Genomic DNA, 18,617 nt, shown 5'->3' on the forward strand with positions numbered 1-18,617 from the left:
CCATGCCGACCGCGTGCAGTCGCGAAGCGGGGTATCAAAGACGGCCGGGGTGCAGCCCGGCCACCTTGTCTGCCTTTGCTTAGCCCTTCAGGACTTCGACAAGCGTCGAGCCCAGTTCGGACGGGCTGGCGGCGACCTTGATCCCGGCGGCTTCCATCGCCGCGATCTTGCTTTCCGCGTCGCCCTTGCCGCCCGACACGATCGCACCGGCATGGCCCATGCGGCGGCCCGGAGGCGCCGTGCGGCCCGCAATGAAACCAGCCATCGGCTTCTTGCGGCCCTTCTTGGCTTCGTCGATCAGGAACTGGGCAGCCTGTTCTTCCGCGTCGCCGCCGATTTCACCGATCATGATGATCGATTCGGTCGCGTCGTCGGCCAGGAAGAGCTCCAGCACGTCGATGAAGTTGGTGCCGTTGACCGGATCGCCGCCGATGCCGACGGCCGTGGTCTGGCCCAAGCCCGCATTGGTGGTCTGGAACACGGCTTCATAGGTCAGCGTGCCGGAACGCGATACGACGCCGACCGAACCCTTGGAGAAGATCGAACCGGGCATGATGCCGATCTTGCATTCATTGGGGGTCAGGACGCCGGGGCAGTTCGGACCGATCAGACGCGACTTCGAACCCGACAGGGCACGCTTCACGCGAACCATGTCCAGCACCGGAATACCTTCCGTGATGCAGACGATCAGGGGGATTTCCGCATCGATCGCTTCCAGGATCGAATCGGCCGCGAATGGCGGCGGAACGTAGATGACCGAAGCGTCAGCGCCGGTCTTCGTCTTGGCTTCGGCAACCGTGTCGAACATGGGCAGGCCGATATGGGTCGTGCCACCCTTGCCCGGCGTAACGCCGCCGACCATTTGCGTGCCATAGGCCAGCGCCTGTTCGGTGTGGAAGGTGCCGGTCGCGCCGGTCATACCCTGCGTAATGACCTTGGTGTTCTTGTTCACCAGAATGGACATGTCAGTCCCTTTGCATTCTGTGGAGGTGGCACTTCAGGTGAAGGCGGCACACCCCAGGCTGCTCACTCACCTGGGGTATGTCGGTGCAGCTTGTCTGTTCAGGCGAGCGAAGGGTCGATGCCCTTGCAGGCTTCCAGCAGTTCCTTGACCGCGTCCACCGACACCTGAAGGTTCGCCTTGGCCTCGTCGTCGAGTTCGATCTCGATGACCTGCTCGACACCATCCTTGCCGATGATCACGGGCACGCCGACGTAGAGGTTATCGACGCCATACTGGCCGGTCAGGTTCGCCGCGCAGGGCAGCAGGCGCTTCTGATCGAACAGATAAGCTTCAGCCATCGCGATGCCGCTGGTGGCGGGCGCGTAGAAAGCGGAACCGGTCTTGAGCAGACCGACGATCTCGCCGCCGCCCGAACGGGTGCGCTGAACGATAGCGTCGATGCGCTCCTTGGTGGAGCGGCCCTGCTTGATGAGGTCGGGGATGGGGATGCCGGCGACGGTCGAATATTCGACGACCGGAACCATGGTGTCGCCATGACCGCCGAGAACGAAGCTAGTCACTTCCTTCACCGACACCTGGAATTCTTCAGCGAGGAAGTGGCTGAAGCGTGCGGAGTCGAGAACGCCCGCCATGCCGACGACCTTGTTGTGCGGCAGGCCGGAGAATTCGCGCAGTGCCCACACCATCGCGTCGAGCGGGTTGGTGATGCAGATGACGAAGGCGTTGGGGGCGTTATTCTTGATGCCCTCGCCCACGGACTTCATGACCTTGAGGTTGATGCCCAGAAGATCGTCGCGGCTCATGCCCGGCTTGCGGGCGACACCGGCGGTAACGATGATGACGTCGGCGTCCTTGATGTCGGCATAGTCGTTCGTGCCGATGATCTTCGAGTCGAAACCTTCGACCGGGCCGCACTGCGACAGGTCGAGCGCCTTGCCCTGAGGAACGCCTTCGACCACGTCGAAGAGGACGATGTCGCCCAGACCCTTGAGAGCGGCGAGATGCGCGAGCGTACCACCGATATTGCCAGCGCCGATCAGCGCGATCTTCTTACGGGCCATATGCAATCATCCTCCAAGCACGGAAATTGGGATTGCCCGCCCGCTTAAGCCGATCTCATTAATGATTCAACCAACTAAACGGGGTTTGGAGCATTTATCTTTGCAATTCATTCGCAGTTTCATTAAGAGGCTTTTGCCCCTGTTCGTTGCGCGCTTCTACCCTGGCGCTGACTTGTCCCGCAGCGGCCACCTGCCGGGCGCTTCCTCTCATAAGGAAGCGTCCGGGCCATTTTCAATGTGATGAATGAGTGCCCCGCAGCACCGACTGGCGCTATTTCGGGCCGTGCCCGAGGGCAAGATAGTCGTCCGACTGCATTTCCATCAGGCGCGAAACCGTGCGTTCGAATTCGAACGCTCCGTCGCCACGAGGATAAAGCTGCGCGGGTTCCGCATCGGCCGATGCGAGCAGCTTGACCTTATATTCGTACAAGGCGTCGATCAGCGTAACGAAGCGGGCGGCTTCGTTGCGGTTCTCAGGCCCCAGCACCGGGATGCCGACGAGGATGACGGTATGAAAGCGCCGCGCGATCGCCAGATAGTCCGGTGCGCCGCGCGCCTCAGCGCACAGGCGTTTGAAGGAAAAGACTGCCACGCCCTTCAGGCTCTTTGGCACATGCAAGGTGCGCCCACCCTGCACCTTTATGTCCTCCACAGGAACCTTTGCCCGATCCTCCACCGGATAATCGGTAAGGCGGAAGAACGCTTCGGAAAGCGCCTTGGTCGCCGCTGGACCATTGGGCGAATGCCAAAGCTGCGCGTCTCCCAAACGATCCAGCCGGTAGTCGGTCGGCCCATCCAGGGTCAGGACGTCCAGCCGATCCTTGATCAGGTCGATGAACGGCAGGAAAAGCTGACGATTGAGGCCGTCCTTATAAAGTTCATCCGGCGCGCGGTTGGAAGTCGTGACGACCGTCACCCGCTTGTCCAGCAGCCCGGTGAACAGACGTGACATGATGGCGGCGTCGGCCATGTTGTTCACGACCATCTCGTCAAAGCAGAGCAGCCGCGCCTCTTCGGCGAGCGAGTCCACGACCGGAGGGATGGGATCCCCCTTCTCCGCCTTGCGAACCTCGGCAAGCCGCGCATGCACGTCGAGCATGAATTCATGAAAATGGGCGCGCTTCTTGCGCTTGATCTGCACGGTGTCGAAGAACAGGTCCATCAGCATCGACTTGCCCCGGCCGACGCCACCCCACATGTAGAGACCGCGTGGCGGCTCAGGCGCCTTTCGCAGCAATTTCCACAAGGTCGATCCGCGTGGCGGTGCCGCTTCCAATTCCTGCTGAAGCGCGTTCAGCCGTGCTGCGGCGGCCTGCTGATCCGGATCGGGACGCAGTTCCCCGGCCGCGACGAGCGCGCGATAACGCTCGATAACGCTGCTCATTTGGGAACCGGCACCTTTCGCACCGTGGCAGTCGAGGACGCGACCAGCCCGTCATCCTGATGCAGTATCAGCCGCATGAAGAATAAGCGCCCGGTTTCCTGCAAGACCTCAACATCGGCGCGCAGCGGCTGGCCCACTTTGCCGGAGCCGCAATATTGCATGGAAAGATCGACAGTGACGGCAGCCGCCTGCTCGGGACGCCCCATGGCCGCCAGCGCCGCAAAATAAGCATGGTCGGCAAAGGCCGCGAGAAAGCCGCCATGCAGCGCGCCATTGCGGTTGGCGTGCGACGGACGGGTTTCCAGCATCACAGTAGCGCGGCGATCACCGGCACCTTGCGAATAGCTGGGGCCGACGGATGTGCTGAGGAACGTCTCCGGAACCGGATCGCTCCAGCGCAGCCAGTCAGCCCACGGACCTTCCAGCACCAGGCTTACAGGACCAGCATTATCGCCCACTGGATTAAAGCTGCCGTTCGACCATCATCTTCTTGGTCTCCGCGATCGCCTTGGCAGGGCTCAGACCCTTGGGACAGACATTCGCGCAGTTCATGATGGTGTGGCAGCGATAGAGGCGGAAGGGATCTTCCAGCTCATCGAGGCGCTCGCCGGTAAATTCGTCACGGCTGTCAGCCAGCCAGCGATAGGCCTGAAGCAGGATGGCGGGGCCGAGAAACTTGTCGGAGTTCCACCAGTAGCTGGGGCAGCTGGTCGAGCAGCAGGCGCACAGAATGCATTCATACAGGCCGTCGAGCTTTTCGCGGTCTGCGGGCGACTGGAGACGTTCCTTGCCGCTGGGCGCGGGGCTGACGGTTTGCAGCCAAGGCTTGATCGAATTGTACTGCGCATAGAAATGCGTGAAATCGGGGACGAGGTCCTTGATCACATCCATGTGCGGCAGCGGCGTGACGCGCACTTCCTTGCCCGCGCACTCCTCGATCGAGGTGGTGCAGGCAAGGCCGTTCTTGCCATTCATGTTCATCGAACAGGAACCGCAAATGCCTTCGCGGCAGGAACGGCGGAAGGTCAGCGTCGGATCATATTCATTCTTGATCTTCAACAGCGCGTCGAGGACCATCGGACCGCAATTGTCGAGGTCAATCTCGAACGTATCATAGCGCGGATTCTGACCCGAGTCGGGATCGTAGCGATAGACCTTGAAGCTCTTGACGTTGCTCGCACCGTCAGGCGCCTTGTGGGTCACGCCCTTACCGGAAATCTTGCTGTTCTTGGGCAGGGTGAATTCGGCCATGGTTTAAGATGTCCTCCGTCCGCGCCAATAATTATATGGGGGCGCGCGCCAGAGGCCCTTAGCGCCTCGTTTCGCCATTTGCTACCCATCAAAGCAGCAAAAGCATGAAGCGATTTTTGGTGGTTAGATTAGAGAGCGTTCAATCTGAATCTCTCGACCCGTTCGGGCTGTTTGAACGAGCCGCCTGTCTCGTTCAAATGTCGAAGCCCTTTCCTTTCTGAAAAGATAGTGAAGCCGTCGGCTTCGCCGGCCTTCGGCTCGACAGGCTCAGGGCGAACGGATGAGAGGAGAGGTGGCGGTATAACAGCACGAAAGTTTAGGCGCGGTCGCTCAATATCTGTTCGATCAGCACCACATCCTCAACCTTGTCCGCGTCGATGCAGGCTTCCGCCTTGCGCATGGGCACCAGTCGGGCGACGAGGCCAAAGCGACGGCCGATACGCGCTATGCCGCCATGTAGCGTTGAGAGGCGCAGCACCGCACCGAGCAAGGCGACCGGACCGAATGCGGAAAGGATCTTCCAACCCTTTTTGCGGTCCTGCTCAACCTCTTGCCAGAGGGCGATGACGGCGCGCGCCTTGGCGCTGCCCAACCAGAAGAGGTTGGCGCCAGACCACCAGCCGTCCCTGAATTTGAGCCAGGTCCGCCGCGACGAGGGGTGGCGAGCAAGCAAGGTCGCCCGTTCGACCATCGCCACCGCGATGTCGGCCCCTTCTGCCTCGGCCACAAATTGGTCGAGCATGTCGGCGTCGAGCAGAACATGATCCGCCGTGGTGACGAGCAGCGGAAAAGGGAGGTCTGGCCGTTGCAGGAGGCCCAGCAATGTGGACGCTATACCGCTGCCGCTTTGTTCGAAGCGGACGCGCGGGTCTTCGCCAAGCCAGGCTGTGGCGGGATCGGCGCGATATAGCTCCGGCGTCTGCGTGAGAATGACGACCTGTCCGACCGATGGATGCGCGAGCAGCGCCCGCGCGGGGTAATTGATCATCGGCTCGCCCGCCACAGGCGCGAGAGGCTTTACCGCGACCCCGGCTGCCTGCGCCAGAGGATCGGAACCGGGGCGCGATCCGGCGAGCAGCAGGGCGGTGATCTTGGTCATGGAGGCGGGTTAGCGAAGCGGCCCAATTACGGGAAGCAGCTAATTGCTCTTATAGGGCGGGCGTGACGGCCTGCGGCTTGTTTTGCGCGATGGTGACCGGCACGCCGACACGCAGGCTCTTCAACTGCCTCAGCCGGTTCCGGAAAGCCGCCAGTTCTCCCCCGGCAAGCTGAGCAGTGGTGGTGAATTTGACCGAAAGCGGGTTCACCGTTTGGCCGTTGCGATACAGTTCGTAATGGAGATGCGGGCCGGTCGAAAGGCCGCTTGAACCGACATAGCCGATCACCTGCCCCTGACGGACGCGCTGACCATAGCGCGCGGCGATGCGGCTCATATGGGCATATCCGGTGGCAAGGCCGTTGCCATGTTCCAGCCGGACATAATTGCCATGGCCACCATGGCGTCCTGAATAGGACACGACGCCATCGGTCGCGGCATAGATGGGCGAGCCATAGGCGGCGGCAAAGTCAATGCCCGCATGCATGCGCGTATAGCCAAGGATGGGATGGCGGCGCATGCCAAAGCCAGAGGACATGCGGCCTTGCACCGGCGCGGACAGCACGCCGCGCCGTTCCCCGACGCCGGACGCTTCGAACCATTGGCTGCGGCCGTCGGTGGTCCATTTGAGCATGTCGATGCCCCGGCCGCTCGCACGGTGGAGGCCAGCGAACAACAGGTCGCCTACTTCGACATCCCCGGTTGCCGCCCGGCGATATTCGGTGATGATGTCGTAGCGGTCGCCGCTGTGGATCGACCCCAGATCGACTTGCTGCGCAATGACGCGCAGGAAGCTCTGGATCGCCTTGGGCGGTGCGCCAGCCGCGCGCGCGGATTGATAGATGCTGTCGCCAATCACGCCCTGAATGCGCAGCGGCGTGTCATCGACATGGATGGCCGTGCGCTTCACTTGCAGCAGCCCGCCCACGCGATTGATCTCCAGCGCCAGGTCGAGCCGGGCGCGGAAGGCGAGATGATCCAGCGGCCGGGGCATGTCGCGGCTGGCGCGGCGGCCAAGCACGATGTCGAGCGGCGTGCCCGGTTTCAGGCCCTTGGCTATATCGCCGCTGGCAAGCGCCATGACCTGAGCGGCGTCCGCATTGCTGACCCCCGCCCTCGCCAAGGCCCGGCCAAGCGAATCACTTCCACCTATCTGCGCGCGCAATTCGATCTGCGGACGTTCGGGCGTTTCGCGCAGAGGTTGGACGGCGTCGGTCGGCCCCATGCGCCGTCCGCTGTCCGCGCCCATGGCGAGCGGCGTGATCATCTGGCTGCGCACTTCCTCGAACTGCGGCTGAGCGAGCAGTGGCTCCGGTTCGCCAGGCAGAGGCTGAAAGCCGGGGGAGAGGTAAAGCGCCGATGCGCAAAGCCCAAAACAGGTAGCAAGCCCGCGAAACCATGTACGGCTGCCCACTCGCTGGCCAAGATCGGGGACCAGTTCGACCTCATCAGCCCAGTCGCGCAGGCGGGTGCGCCAGTCACGCGCATCGGCGGTCGCGAACGCCCCCTTGCCGATGGCGTCGGTCACCCAAAGGGAAGCGGATGCGCCCCCCTGCTGAGGACTGAACTGGCTACCGTGAAACACTTGAAAAAGCCCCCCACGGGCTGAAATTTCGCCCGACCCCCGCCGCGCGTTCATGGGCATTGTTGTGAACGCATAGGGTTAAAGTCAAATAAAGACGGATTTTTTAACCATATTCACGCGACGAAACGTGCCCTTCAGCCGTTGAACAACGCAAGCTGCATAGCCCAAAGGAGAATCGCGCCCTTCCCCTTGCTCTCGCTGCACTCATCCCCGACATAGAGAGGATCATGGCTCAATTTGCCCGATCGCCCGTCACAGCCGTGCTGGGTCCCACCAATACCGGCAAGACGCATTTGGCCGTCGAGCGCATGTGCGGTCATTCCAGCGGGATGATGGGCTTTCCGCTCCGTTTGCTGGCGCGCGAAGTGTACGATCGGGTTGTCGCCATCAAAGGTCCCGGTCAGGTCGCGCTGATAACGGGGGAAGAGAAGATCGTCCCTCCGGGGGCGCTTTACTATCTCTGCACGGCCGAATCGATGCCGCTGGATGGTGACTATGCCTTTGTTGCGCTCGACGAGGCGCAGCTGGGCTCCGATCCGGAGCGTGGACATATATTTACTGACCGACTGCTGCGGGCGCGTGGTCGGGAAGAAACCATGATTCTGGGGTCGGCCAGCATCGGCCGGGTGGTGAAAGCACTGGTGCCGGGTGTGGAAATCGTCAGCCGCCCGCGCTTTTCCACGCTGTCCTATGGCGGGGCGAAGAAGCTGTCGCGCCTGCCGAAGCGATCGGCCGTCGTCGCCTTCTCGGCGGAGGAAGTCTATGCCGTAGCGGAGATGCTGCGGCGTTTTCGTGGCGGCGCTGCCGTCGTCATGGGGGCGCTCTCGCCCCGCACCCGCAATGCGCAGGTGCAGATGTTCCTGAACGGTGAGGTCGATTATCTGGTCGCGACCGATGCGATCGGCATGGGGCTCAATCTGGACGTGGCGCATGTCGCCTTCGCATCGCTGCGCAAGTTCGACGGGCGGCGGACGCGGCGGCTGACCGTATCGGAAATGGCCCAGATCGCGGGGCGGGCCGGGCGGCATCACAAGGACGGGACCTTCGGTAGCCTTGGTCATGAAGATGGCGACGCGGCCTTCACGCCCGAAGAGATAGAGGCGATCGAAGCGCATCGCTTCCCGCCAATCGAGCAACTCTTCTGGCGCGAAGGGCAGCCGCGCATGGACAGCGTCAGCCGCCTCATCATGGAGTTGGAGACGCGGCCTGATCGTGACGAGTTGCGGGCGGCGCCCGAAGCGGTGGACCTGGCGGTGCTCCGGCGGCTGTCCGACGATCCGCTGGTCATCGACCGGGTTAAGGGGAAGAAGGCCGTCGAAAGGCTGTGGGCCGCATGCGGACTGCCCGATTTCCAGAAACTGGGTGCGGAACATCATACGCGCACCGTGGGCCGTATTTGGCGTTTCCTGTCGGAGGGTCAGGGCCACATTCCGCGCGACTGGTTTGCTCAGCAACTGGCGCGGCTCGATTCGGTGCAGGGCGACATCGACACGCTGTCGGGGCGGATCGCCGCCGCCCGCACATGGTCCTATATCGCGCACCGCCCCGACTGGCTGGCGCATCCGGCGGAGATGGCAGAGCGGACGCGCGCTCTGGAGGAAAGGCTTTCCGACGCCCTGCATACCGCGCTGACACAGCGTTTTGTCGACCGCCGCACCGCTATACTGTTGCGCGACATGGGGCAGGACGCCAGCAATTTGCCCGTCGATGTGGAGCAGGACGGGACGGTCTGCGTCGATGGTGAGACGATCGGGCGACTTGACGGATTTCGTTTCTCGGTCGATCCGGCTACGCGGCATCAGGATAGAAAGATGCTACTGGCGGCGGCGGAACGCCGTCTTGGAAGGATATTACGAGTGAAGGCTGACGAATTGCTGGGCGCGCCCGACACTGATTTCGTGCTGATGGACGAGCCGGGACAGGCGCCGGGTATCGGTTGGCAGGGCAATGCCGTGGCGGCGCTGCTCGTCGGCCCGTCGCTGCTGGCGCCGGAAATACGGCTTGATCGTGGCCTTCTGGCGCTTGGCCAGGATGTGCAGAAGCAGGTGACCGCGCGCCTCACAAGCTGGGTCGAAGCGCAAAAGGAAAAGCATCTTCTGCCCCTGGTGAAGATGGCGGCCAGCGCGGCCGACCCGGAAGTTCCTGCGGTGGTACGGGCGGTGTTCGCTCAACTGGCCGACGCTGGCGGCGTCATGGCGAGGATCGATCTCGATTCGGCGCTCAACCATCTGGACAAGGACCAGCGTCATCTTCTGCGTCGTGCAGGCATCGATATTGGGGTACTCGACATCTATCATCCGGGACTTCTGAAGCCCGGAGCGGCACGATGGCGCGCGGCGCTGCTGGCGGCACGCATCGCCAAACCATGCCTTCCCCTGCCCCTGCCCGGCCTGACGCTCATCCCGACGGGCGAAAAGGCGGAACAGATGGGTGCCCGCATAGCTGGCTTCCGCGGCTTCGACGATCAGATGCTGCGAATCGACATGGCGGAACGCATGGCCCGCGCCGCCCATGAAGCGATCGCGAAGGGCGAGGCCTTCACCGCGCAAAGCCCACAGATCGTCTCGCTCGGCCTCAACGAACCTGCTTTCCTGCAATTGATGCGCCTGGCTGGATTCCGCCCTGTCGAGGCAGCCACGGAAGGCGGCGCGAACTGGACCTTCCGTGGGCGGCAGAAGGCGCGGCCGGATCAGCAGCATGCCCGTGGGCCTAACCGGCGCAACGCACCTGCGCGTGGCGCGCCTTCCCGCCCCGCTTCGACTGGAGCGGCGGCGCCAGTGGGCAACAATGCCTTTGCGGGCCTGGCGGAGCTTCTTGGCCGCAATGGCTGAAGGCGCGCCCCTCGGCAATCATGGACCGAGCCTGCGCATCGACAAATTCCTGTGGTTCGCCCGGCTCGCCAAAAGCAGGTCGGTGGCGCAGAAATTGGCCGAAGAGGGTCATATCCGCCTGAATGGCCGCCGCATCGAGCGCGCCCATTCGCCCGTGCGCGCGGGCGATCTCATCACATTTCCCCACCCCAGCGGGGTACGCGTGGTCCGTGTCGTGGAGCTTCCGGGACGCAGGGGACCAGCGCCAGAAGCTCAGACCTGTTATGAGGAACTGAAGCTGGGCGATTAGGGACGCAAAAATATCCTCATTGACCTTCGCGCCCGCCGAGCATAGCAGGGCCGCCGCTGTCGAACCCCTATAGAGTGCTGATCCATGACCTATGTCGTGACCGACAACTGCATCCGCTGCAAATATATGGATTGCGTCGAGGTCTGCCCCGTCGATTGTTTCTACGAGGGCGAGAACATGTTGGTCATCAATCCCAACGAATGCATCGATTGCGGCGTGTGCGAACCTGAATGCCCTGCCGAAGCCATTCTGCCCGATACGGAGAATGGTTTGGAGAAGTGGCTGGAACTCAACACCAAATTCTCGGCTGAATGGCCCAACATCACCGTCAAGGGCGACGCCCCTGCCGACGCTGATGATATGAAGGGCGTCGAGAACAAGCTGGAGAAGTTCTTCTCGCCCGAGCCCGGCTCTGGCAGCTGATCGCACGATTCGGTGATGAGCAGGACGGCGTGTCCAGACGCTGAAGTCCTATCGTTTCCGATCATCATATTGATGCCAGATCGCCGCTGACAAACTACCCCTAGCGTTTCGGCATGAGGCTCACTCCCGGATTTTGCGTCTGGGGGTGGCAATTTTGTTACGAATCTGCTAAATAAGGGTCAAGAGGCGGAAACGGTCGCATTCCGTCCTGGAGTATTTGCTCATGTCCTGACGGTGGCGCCGTGGAATCCTCGGCTTGTGCTACTCTGCGCATCTGTGACGCGGCGATATCCGTCCCCGGTAGAATTAGAAAGGTTTCAAATGGCTGCCAAGGCGCTGTCCTTTGACGTTGGTGATTATGTTGTTTACCCCAAGCACGGTGTTGGCCGGGTGGTCGAGCTGCAAAAGGAGCAGATCGCGGGCATGGAATTGGAGCTTTACGTGCTCCGGTTCGAAAAGGAGCGCATGACGCTCCGCGTGCCGACCAACAAGGCCGAAGGCGTCGGCATGCGCAAGCTGTCGTCGAACAAGACCCTGGAAGAGGCCATCGAAACGCTGAAGGGCAAGCCGAAGGTCAAGCGCACCATGTGGTCGCGCCGCGCGCAGGAATATGAAGCGAAGATCAATTCGGGCGACCTGGTGTCGATCGCCGAGGTGACCCGCGACCTGTTCCGCGCCGACGACCAGCCCGAGCAGAGCTATTCCGAACGGCAGATTTTCGAAGCCGCTTCCAGCCGCCTTGCTCGCGAACTGGCCGCGATGGAAGAAACGGATGAGCCCAGCGCTCTCAAGAAGATCCTGCGCATCCTGAACGAAGCCGCACCGAAATATGCCAAGGTGGAAGGCTGATCTGAATTCAACCGAGCCGACAACGGCAGGTGAATATAGATAGAGGGCGCCCCGACCGGGGCGCCCTTTCTTTTGCCCGCTGGAGCTTCGAGCTAAATCGGCCCCACCTTGTTTTACCGTTCGCCCTGAGGCTGTCGAGCCGAAGGCCGGTGAAGCCAACGGCTCTACTTCTTTTAGAAAGTAGAGGGCTTCGACATTCGAACGAGGCAAATGACTCGTTCGGACAGGCCGAACGGGGTTGAGGGATTCGGATAAGGCACGCCGCTCTCATAGAGCTGTTCGGCTTATTCACCCTTCGCGCTGTCGGCTGCGTCCTTTGCAGCGCTTCCAACATCGCTCGCCGCTTGGCCGACCTGCGTGGCAGCGCTCTCAACCGCGCTATCCTTGCGCGTCTGGCTGCTGATCAGGAAAAAGGCGGCGATCGCCACCACCACTACCAGCAACAGCACCGCAATCGCCGTGCCGCCACCGCCGCGCCGTTCAACTATCGTAGTCGTCGTCGCTGGACGCTCCTGATAATCGGCCATGAATATCCTCCTCATCGTTACGCCACCCGCACGAATAATGCGCAATGACGGAGGCGGTTCCTGCATCATGCTAGGTCGACGCGACGACAGTCTCTCGCGCAGAGGCCGCAGAAGGCGCAGAGAGAAATCTGTATGCCCGCGCGCGCGCTCAGCGGGCTCTGCGCGAATGATATTCACGCGGAGGCGCGGAGACGCGGAGATGATGTTAAATATAAAGTAAAAACAACGGCTTAATTACAGCCCCAATCCCGCCTGATGCGGCAAGCGTCCGCAGCAATCCTCCGCGCCTCCGCGCCTCCGCGTGAAAAACCAAAGGCTCTGCCGCCGCTGCTCGACCAACATCGGACTGGCAGAAGGCATCGCAAAGCGATGCGGATGTCGACGCTTATCGCGGGACGAACGCGCCTTTTGCTCGATCCTTGACGACCTGATCCGCCCGAAACACCGATCCGCTCATGCTGATGTAGATACCAGGATCGGCAATCTGAGCCGTCGCGAACGCCATGCCGAGGTTGAAGCTGGCGTCGCTTTCACCAAAGCGCGCCGGGGCGAGCGCGCCGACAAGGACGATCGTCTTGCCCGTTACATCCTCAAGCGCCTTGGCGGTGTCCGTCATGGTATCCGTGCCATGGGTGATGACAATATGGCTTTCCGCCGCTGAGAGAACCCGCTCACGGATCAGCGCCCGGTCGGCATCATCCAGTTCCAGACTATCCTTGCGCGTCACCTCTTCTATGCGAAAGGGACGCTTCACCCCGCCTATCTGCAACAGTTTCGCAACGACGCTTTCGCCGACCTTATAATCCGACAAGGCATCAAAATAGATTTTGTCGATCGTTCCGCCCGTGGTGAGAACCAGGATCGGCGCATTCACAGCCAGCATGGCGAACTCCCAACTTAGAGTATCGTGCGCAAAAGTGGGAACCGGTTTTGCGCCTAAAACGATGCGAAAACGAAAAACTAGAGCGCGCGGCCTGCGTCCAATTAAACGCAGCGCGCTCTAGGCAGGTGCATTCAGTCTAAACGCGCCGCCATCGGATCGGAACCGCAGATCAGCGCGCGCGGGCGATTTCCTCGCCACGGTCGCGGGCGGCGGCCAAGGTATCGGTAAGGAGTTTCAACAGCCGATCGTCCGCGTCGAGGACGTTCAACCCTTCGCGCGTCATCCCGCCGGGGCTAGCCACGCGGTCGGCCAATATCGCGGGGCTTTCGCTTGCCTGCGCGGCAAGACTGGCGGACCCTTGGACAGTAGCGAGCGCCATCCGTGTGGCCTGATCGGCTGAAAGTCCAATCGCTTCTCCCGCGCGCGCGAACGCATCGATGAAGCGGAACAAAAAGGCGGGTCCACAGCCTGACAGGGCCGTCAGCGCGTTGAACTGGCCTTCGTCTTCGATCCACTCGGCCGCACCTAATGGCGTGATTAGCGCGTCCACTTCGCTGCGGGCTGAGTGGGACACCTTGTCGTCGGCATACAATCCCGTGACGCCCTGTCCCAAGGCGACAGGCAGATTAGGCATCGCCCGGATGACGTCCCGGACCAGCGGGAAACGCTGTCGCAGGTCCACAACCGGCGTCCCGGCCAATATTGAGACAATGCGCGTATCCGCCGCGCAAAGAGGCGCGAGCGAGGCTGCTACATCGTCAAGCTGATAGGGCTTCATGCCCAACAGCACCGTCGCGTGCGCGGGCAGCGATGCAGGATAGTCTGCTACCACCCGCACCCCGTCCGCGACAGCACGGCCGCTCGGGCGCAACACGGTGACGCTCGCCGGATTAAGGCCGCATGCCAACCATCGGGCGAGCATTTGCCCAGCCATATTGCCGCAGCCAACCATGAACAGGTGCGCGGGCCAAGCTTGCGTCATGGACAATCCTCAGGCTTCGCCGCGCGTCTCGATCAGGCTGGCGGAAATCGCCTCCGTCGGGCTCTTGCCGCCCCACAGGACGAATTGGAACACCGGGTAGAAGCGCTCGCATTCGTCGATCGCGGTTTCGACCAGTATCTGCGCCTGATCCAGCGTCAACACGCCTCCCGCGCCCAGCAGAGCGCCGTGCCGGAACAACACGATGCCGCTCGACGACCAAAGCTCGAAATGGCCGAGCCAAAGCTGCTCGTTGATCAGGCCCAGCGTTTCGTAAATCGTCGCCCGCTTCTCTTCCGTCACGCGGATGTCGGGCAGGGCGAGCAATTGCAGCACCTGATCTTCGTCGCGCCAGATGCCGCGCAGCTCATACTGCGCCCAGCTACCCTGGGTGCTGGCGACGATTTCATCTTCGCCGACCTGATCGAAACTCCACCCATTCGCTTCGAAATAGGCGGCCAGCATATCGATCGGCGCGGCCTCCTGGCCGCCATTTTCAAATTCGTCGCTGTCCATCATTGGCTGGCCATAGAGCATTTCCCGGCGGCAAGGAAACCACCGACTGAGGGAAACGCATCAAAATAGGCGATCGTTGCAGAAAACCAACGGACAGGCGGCAAAGCCTGCTTATTCCGCGTCGCCTGCCTTGGGCTTTGGCGAGCGGACGGTCTTTGTTACTGGCTCACCCGACCGGCCTTCCAGCGCGTCGATCCGGGCCTTCAGCAATTCAACCTCTTCACGGGCCGCCGCCGCCAGCGCCTTCACGGCATCGAATTCTTCGCGGCTCACGAAATCCACGCCGCCGATCCACTGCTTGGCCTTTTCGCGGGCGTTGGTTTCAAATTCCCGGCTCATGCCAGCGACTGTTCCCGCAGCGCCGTTCACCAGCTTGGCAAGGTCGTCGAAAAAGCGGTTTTCGCTCTGCATGGTCTGAATGTCCTTGTTTGCTGGCGCGCGAATGTGCGCCACGATGATGTCATATCTGGGTCTTGAGCGCGGGCGCGACAAGGGTCTCAGCATCCGGGTTGAGGCGCCCGATCTCATAATTCAGCGCCGATGCAAAGCCCAGCCATGCCAGATAAGGCAGCAGCAGCAGCCCCGCGACCCGCCTGATGCGCCAGAACAGCCATGCGGTCACAGCCACGGCGACGAAAAGGACAATGATCAACCCAAGCGCATTATCGACCTGATGCGCGCGGAAGAAAAGCGGCGACCAGACGAGGTTTAGCGCCAGCTGGATCAGGAACAGGATGATGGCCACCCCCCTGCCCCGCGCTCCCCGCGCATGAATGACGATGGCCAGGGCAAGCCCCATCAGGATGTAAAGGATCGTCCAGGCGACGCCAAAAGCCCAGCCGGGCGGCATGAAGTCGGGCTTCACCAGCGCGTCGAACCAGCGATTGCCATATCCGCTATTGGCCAGCTTGCCCGACAGGAAGCCCAGGAACACGATCGCCGGAACCGTGACCAGCGCCCAGCGCAGATAGGCCAGACGCAACTGACCGGGGGACGCGATTTCGTTCATCGTCGGCGCAGCTCCACTAATCCTCACTCGGCGGCCTCGGGCGAATCCTTCCGGGCCTTGTCAAGCCGCCAGTGACCGGTTTGCGGTGAAACACTTCATCCCGCAACCGCGAATAGAGGTGGAAGACCGGCATCTGTCACAAAATCAAACGCCTGCCGGGCTATGAGCAAGCCCGCGCCTAGCCGTCCAGCCGCGCGCCGATGAGAAACTCGACATTGCCTTGGGGGCCGGTGATGGGGCTTGGTGTCACGCCCAGCACCGTCCATCCCTTCGCAGTCAGCCACTGGCTGACCTCTTCGCAGACGCGGGCATGGATGGCGGGATCGCGCACGACGCCGCCCTTCCCGACCTCTTCCCGACCAGCCTCGAACTGCGGCTTGATGAGGGCAACGAGATGCGCGCCCGGCCGGGCAAAGCTGAGCGGCCGGTCCAGCACCTTCGCCAGCGAAATGAAGCTGGCGTCGCATACGATGATATCGACCGGCTCCGGGATATGATCGGCCGTCAATATGCGCGCGCTCGTCTGCTCATGCACGACCACGCGCGGGTCGGATCGCAGCTTCCAGGCAAGCTGGTTCGTCCCGCTGTCCACCGCATAGATCCGCGCCGCGCCGTTGGTCAGCAGCACGTCGGTAAAGCCGCCGGTCGAACTCCCGACATCAATCGCGACCATGCCAGTCACATCCAGCGCGAAATGATCGATGCCGTGGGCAAGCTTTATGCCTCCACGCGACACCCAGGGATGATCGCGCCCCTTCACCTCCAGCGCGGCATCCTCCGCAACCTGCTGCCCCGCCTTCTCGATCTTCCTGTCGCCCAGAAAGACAAGGCCCGCGAGAATGAGCGCCTGCGCGCGCGCCCGGCTCTCGGCCAGCCCGCAATCGACCAGCAACTGATCCGCGCGCAGCTTCGCCATCAGCGCACCAGCCCGGTCAGCGTGGACACCGTCAGCAACTGCGGCAGCACCTCGGCGGATTTTCCCGGAACATACCAAAGGTAGAGCGGCACGCCCGATCGTCCCTGCGCTTCCAGAAAGCGTGTGATGGCCGGGTCCGCACTCGTCCAGTCACCGACCATCACCGTCACGCCAGCCTTGGCAAAGGCCTCCCGCGTGTCGGCCCGGTCGATGGCGGCAGCCTCATTGGCCTTGCAAGTCAGGCACCAGTCGGCGGTGAAGTAAAGGAATACCGGCTTTCCAGCGGCACGCAGCGCGGCCAGCCGCCCCTCGTCAAAAGCCATAGCGCCATCCTGAACCTGCGCAGCACCAGCCATGCGCGCAGGCAGCATCACCATCCCTACGCCGAGCAGCAGCGCAGCACTCAGCATGACGATCAGCCCGCCCCGCTTGCCGCGATGCTGACGCTCCCCCAGCCACCATAGCAGCAGCGCCAGCAGCAACGCCGCGCCCAGACCGATCGTCATCCCCGGCACGCCGCGCTGTTGCCCCAGCAGCCAACCCAGCCCCAGCGCGGTCAGGAACATCGGGATCGACAATATTCGCTGGAAAGTCCCCATCCACGCCCCCGGCCGTGGCAAACGCCCCCGAAGCGCCGGCATATAGGCGAGCAACAGGAAAGGCAGCGCAAGGCCCAAACCCAACCCGGCAAAGACCGCAAGCGCAGCCGCGACCGGCAGCACCAACGCCGCCCCCATCGCCACCCCCATGAACGGCCCGGTGCAAGGCGTGGCGACGAAAGCGACCAAAGCACCAGTCCAGAATGACCCCGCAACGCCCGCCTTCCCCGCCAGCTTCTCACCACCGCCAAATGCGCTCAGTTCAAACAACCCCGCAAGGTTGAAGGCAACCGCCGTCACCAGCAGCAGCAGCAGCAAAATGACGCGCGGGTCCTGCAACTGAAACGCCCAACCCACGGCCACGCCCGCCGACCGGATCGCCAGCAGCAACCCGCCCAGCACCAAACAGGTGAGGATAACGCCAGCGCCATAGGCAAGCGCCTCCCGCCGCACCGTCCCCTCATCACCGCCCGCGCGCGCCAGCTTGAGCGCCTTCAGCCCCAGGATCGGAAACACGCACGGCATGATGTTGAGCAACAGCCCGCCCAATATCGCCCCGCCAAGCGCGATCAACACCGTGCGCAGCAGGTCTGAACTAGCTCCAGCTACCGCGCCGGGGCGAGCCGTCACCAGAAAGCCGACATGATCGCCTGTGCGGAGGACTGCCTGCACCGCATCTCCCTTGAACCCCTGCCCTGCCTCGGTTTCGATCAGCAGCCGGTCCCCCTGCCGATGGACCGATTGAGGCGCGGCATAGCGGACGACACCCTCTTCCAATGGAAAGAGGTGCACGTCAGACGCCGCAGCTTCCCCCGGAAAAGGGATCGACATCCGCAGCTTGCCATCGGCAATGGCATAAATCGCCTCACTCCCGAGCGGCCGGGGCAGATGCGCCCGCCAACCATCGAACCGGGCCTGCGTTGCGGGCGCCACCGCGCCATCACCCGCGATCAGGTCCAGCGCGATATCAGCGCTCTCAGGCACGCAAATCTTGTCTGTGCAGGCCAGCCATTCCGCCTTCCCGCGGATCGGCAGACGCGTTCCCTTCGCCACCTCAGGCGCAATATTCACAGGCGCGAGGAGCGCATAAGGCCCCTCATAAACATGGTTCATCAGCCCGGAAATGAGCAGCGTCTCAGGCACCGGATAGCGCAACGCCCCAATGCTCACGCCCTTGGGCAGCACCCATTTCACGGTCATGCCCAGACCCGCATCACCCGGATTTTGCCAATAGCCATGCCAGCCAGCCTCTGGCGTCATGGCGAAGGCAATGCTGCTGGTCCGGCCCGGAGCAGGCGCATCGCTTTCGGCAACCAATTGCGCGGCGATATGCGGCGCACCCGATCCGAATGCGCCCTGGGCGCTGGCAACAGGCGCGATAAACAGCGCCAGCGTCATCAGGAGGACATGGAAAATCCGCATCGGGCCTCTGTTCGCGTGGATCACAGCGGGCTA

The 18,617-nt window shown here is 62.4% G+C and carries 19 protein-coding genes; 4 read left to right on the plus strand and 15 right to left on the minus strand.

Annotated features, from left to right (window positions below):
• Positions 1-79: 79 nt before the first annotated feature.
• From sucD to ACZ51H_RS06625, 7 genes are all read right to left on the minus strand, one after another.
• Positions 80-964 carry a succinate--CoA ligase subunit alpha gene (gene sucD / locus ACZ51H_RS06595; RefSeq protein WP_464772547.1) on the minus strand — a complete coding sequence of 295 codons (885 nt, stop codon included), beginning with the start codon at positions 962-964 and terminating at the stop codon, positions 80-82.
• 98 nt (positions 965-1,062) lie between these two features.
• Positions 1,063-2,025 (minus strand): malate dehydrogenase, encoded by a 963-nt coding sequence (mdh, locus tag ACZ51H_RS06600; RefSeq protein ID WP_449473341.1) that lies wholly within the window; start codon positions 2,023-2,025, stop codon positions 1,063-1,065.
• A gap of 271 nt (positions 2,026-2,296) precedes the next feature.
• Positions 2,297-3,409, minus strand: a complete 1,113-nt coding sequence (gene zapE / locus ACZ51H_RS06605) for a cell division protein ZapE (RefSeq protein WP_464802820.1) — start codon at positions 3,407-3,409, stop codon at positions 2,297-2,299.
• Complete coding sequence (locus tag ACZ51H_RS06610) at positions 3,406-3,867, minus strand: PaaI family thioesterase (protein ID WP_464802821.1); 462 nt, start codon at positions 3,865-3,867, stop codon at positions 3,406-3,408. Before ACZ51H_RS06610 ends, zapE begins: the two co-directional genes overlap by 4 nt.
• Positions 3,868-3,871: 4 nt before the next feature.
• Positions 3,872-4,660, minus strand: coding sequence for a succinate dehydrogenase iron-sulfur subunit (locus ACZ51H_RS06615; protein WP_460986101.1), 789 nt, complete (start codon positions 4,658-4,660; stop codon positions 3,872-3,874).
• Positions 4,661-4,976: 316 nt separating this feature from the next.
• Complete coding sequence (locus tag ACZ51H_RS06620) at positions 4,977-5,759, minus strand: nucleotidyltransferase family protein (protein WP_464801305.1); 783 nt, start codon at positions 5,757-5,759, stop codon at positions 4,977-4,979.
• A 49-nt stretch (positions 5,760-5,808) separates the two neighbouring features.
• Complete coding sequence (locus ACZ51H_RS06625; RefSeq protein ID WP_464801306.1) at positions 5,809-7,341, minus strand: peptidoglycan DD-metalloendopeptidase family protein; 1,533 nt, start codon at positions 7,339-7,341, stop codon at positions 5,809-5,811.
• A 227-nt stretch (positions 7,342-7,568) separates the two neighbouring features.
• Here ACZ51H_RS06625 and ACZ51H_RS06630 point away from each other — a divergent pair, with 227 nt between their 5' ends.
• The 4 genes from ACZ51H_RS06630 to ACZ51H_RS06645 all read left to right on the plus strand — a co-directional run bounded on the left by ACZ51H_RS06630 (position 7,569) and on the right by ACZ51H_RS06645 (position 11,733).
• Positions 7,569-10,172 (plus strand): helicase-related protein, encoded by a 2,604-nt coding sequence (locus ACZ51H_RS06630; protein WP_464801307.1) that lies wholly within the window; start codon positions 7,569-7,571, stop codon positions 10,170-10,172.
• Entirely contained in the window at positions 10,165-10,461 is a 297-nt protein-coding gene (locus ACZ51H_RS06635) for an RNA-binding S4 domain-containing protein (protein WP_449473352.1), read from the plus strand. Before ACZ51H_RS06630 ends, ACZ51H_RS06635 begins: the two co-directional genes overlap by 8 nt.
• An 84-nt stretch (positions 10,462-10,545) precedes the next feature.
• On the plus strand, positions 10,546-10,884 hold the full coding sequence (fdxA, locus tag ACZ51H_RS06640; RefSeq protein ID WP_375196194.1) for a ferredoxin FdxA: 339 nt from the start codon (positions 10,546-10,548) through the stop codon (positions 10,882-10,884).
• A 321-nt stretch (positions 10,885-11,205) separates the two neighbouring features.
• Positions 11,206-11,733, plus strand: a complete 528-nt coding sequence (locus tag ACZ51H_RS06645; protein WP_097091261.1) for a CarD family transcriptional regulator — start codon at positions 11,206-11,208, stop codon at positions 11,731-11,733.
• 284 nt (positions 11,734-12,017) lie between these two features.
• On the opposite strand, the gene ACZ51H_RS06650 is transcribed toward ACZ51H_RS06645, so the two are convergent.
• From ACZ51H_RS06650 to ACZ51H_RS06685, 8 genes are all read right to left on the minus strand, one after another.
• Positions 12,018-12,260, minus strand: coding sequence for a hypothetical protein (locus ACZ51H_RS06650; protein WP_196224095.1), 243 nt, complete (start codon positions 12,258-12,260; stop codon positions 12,018-12,020).
• Between the two features lie 385 nt (positions 12,261-12,645).
• Positions 12,646-13,143: an asparaginase domain-containing protein gene (locus tag ACZ51H_RS06655; protein ID WP_464801308.1), complete on the minus strand. Its 498-nt coding sequence runs from the start codon at positions 13,141-13,143 to the stop codon at positions 12,646-12,648.
• Positions 13,144-13,312: 169 nt separating this feature from the next.
• Positions 13,313-14,125, minus strand: a complete 813-nt coding sequence (gene proC, locus ACZ51H_RS06660) for a pyrroline-5-carboxylate reductase (RefSeq protein ID WP_464801309.1) — start codon at positions 14,123-14,125, stop codon at positions 13,313-13,315.
• 9 nt (positions 14,126-14,134) lie between these two features.
• Positions 14,135-14,641: a type III secretion system chaperone family protein gene (locus ACZ51H_RS06665; RefSeq protein ID WP_196224098.1), complete on the minus strand. Its 507-nt coding sequence runs from the start codon at positions 14,639-14,641 to the stop codon at positions 14,135-14,137.
• A 108-nt stretch (positions 14,642-14,749) separates the two neighbouring features.
• The gene (locus ACZ51H_RS06670; RefSeq protein ID WP_464793379.1) at positions 14,750-15,049 is read right to left on the minus strand and encodes an accessory factor UbiK family protein; all 300 of its coding nucleotides are present in this window, start codon (positions 15,047-15,049) and stop codon (positions 14,750-14,752) included.
• A gap of 49 nt (positions 15,050-15,098) precedes the next feature.
• Complete coding sequence (locus tag ACZ51H_RS06675; RefSeq protein WP_464793380.1) at positions 15,099-15,647, minus strand: TspO/MBR family protein; 549 nt, start codon at positions 15,645-15,647, stop codon at positions 15,099-15,101.
• 178 nt (positions 15,648-15,825) lie between these two features.
• Complete coding sequence (locus tag ACZ51H_RS06680) at positions 15,826-16,563, minus strand: TlyA family RNA methyltransferase (RefSeq protein WP_464801310.1); 738 nt, start codon at positions 16,561-16,563, stop codon at positions 15,826-15,828.
• On the minus strand, positions 16,563-18,584 hold the full coding sequence (locus ACZ51H_RS06685) for a protein-disulfide reductase DsbD family protein (protein ID WP_464801311.1): 2,022 nt from the start codon (positions 18,582-18,584) through the stop codon (positions 16,563-16,565). The genes ACZ51H_RS06680 and ACZ51H_RS06685 overlap by 1 nt, the downstream gene beginning before the upstream one ends.
• Between the last annotated feature and the right edge of the window lie 33 nt (positions 18,585-18,617).

The sequence above is a fragment of the Sphingobium sp. TomMM15 genome (genome assembly GCF_055397045.1).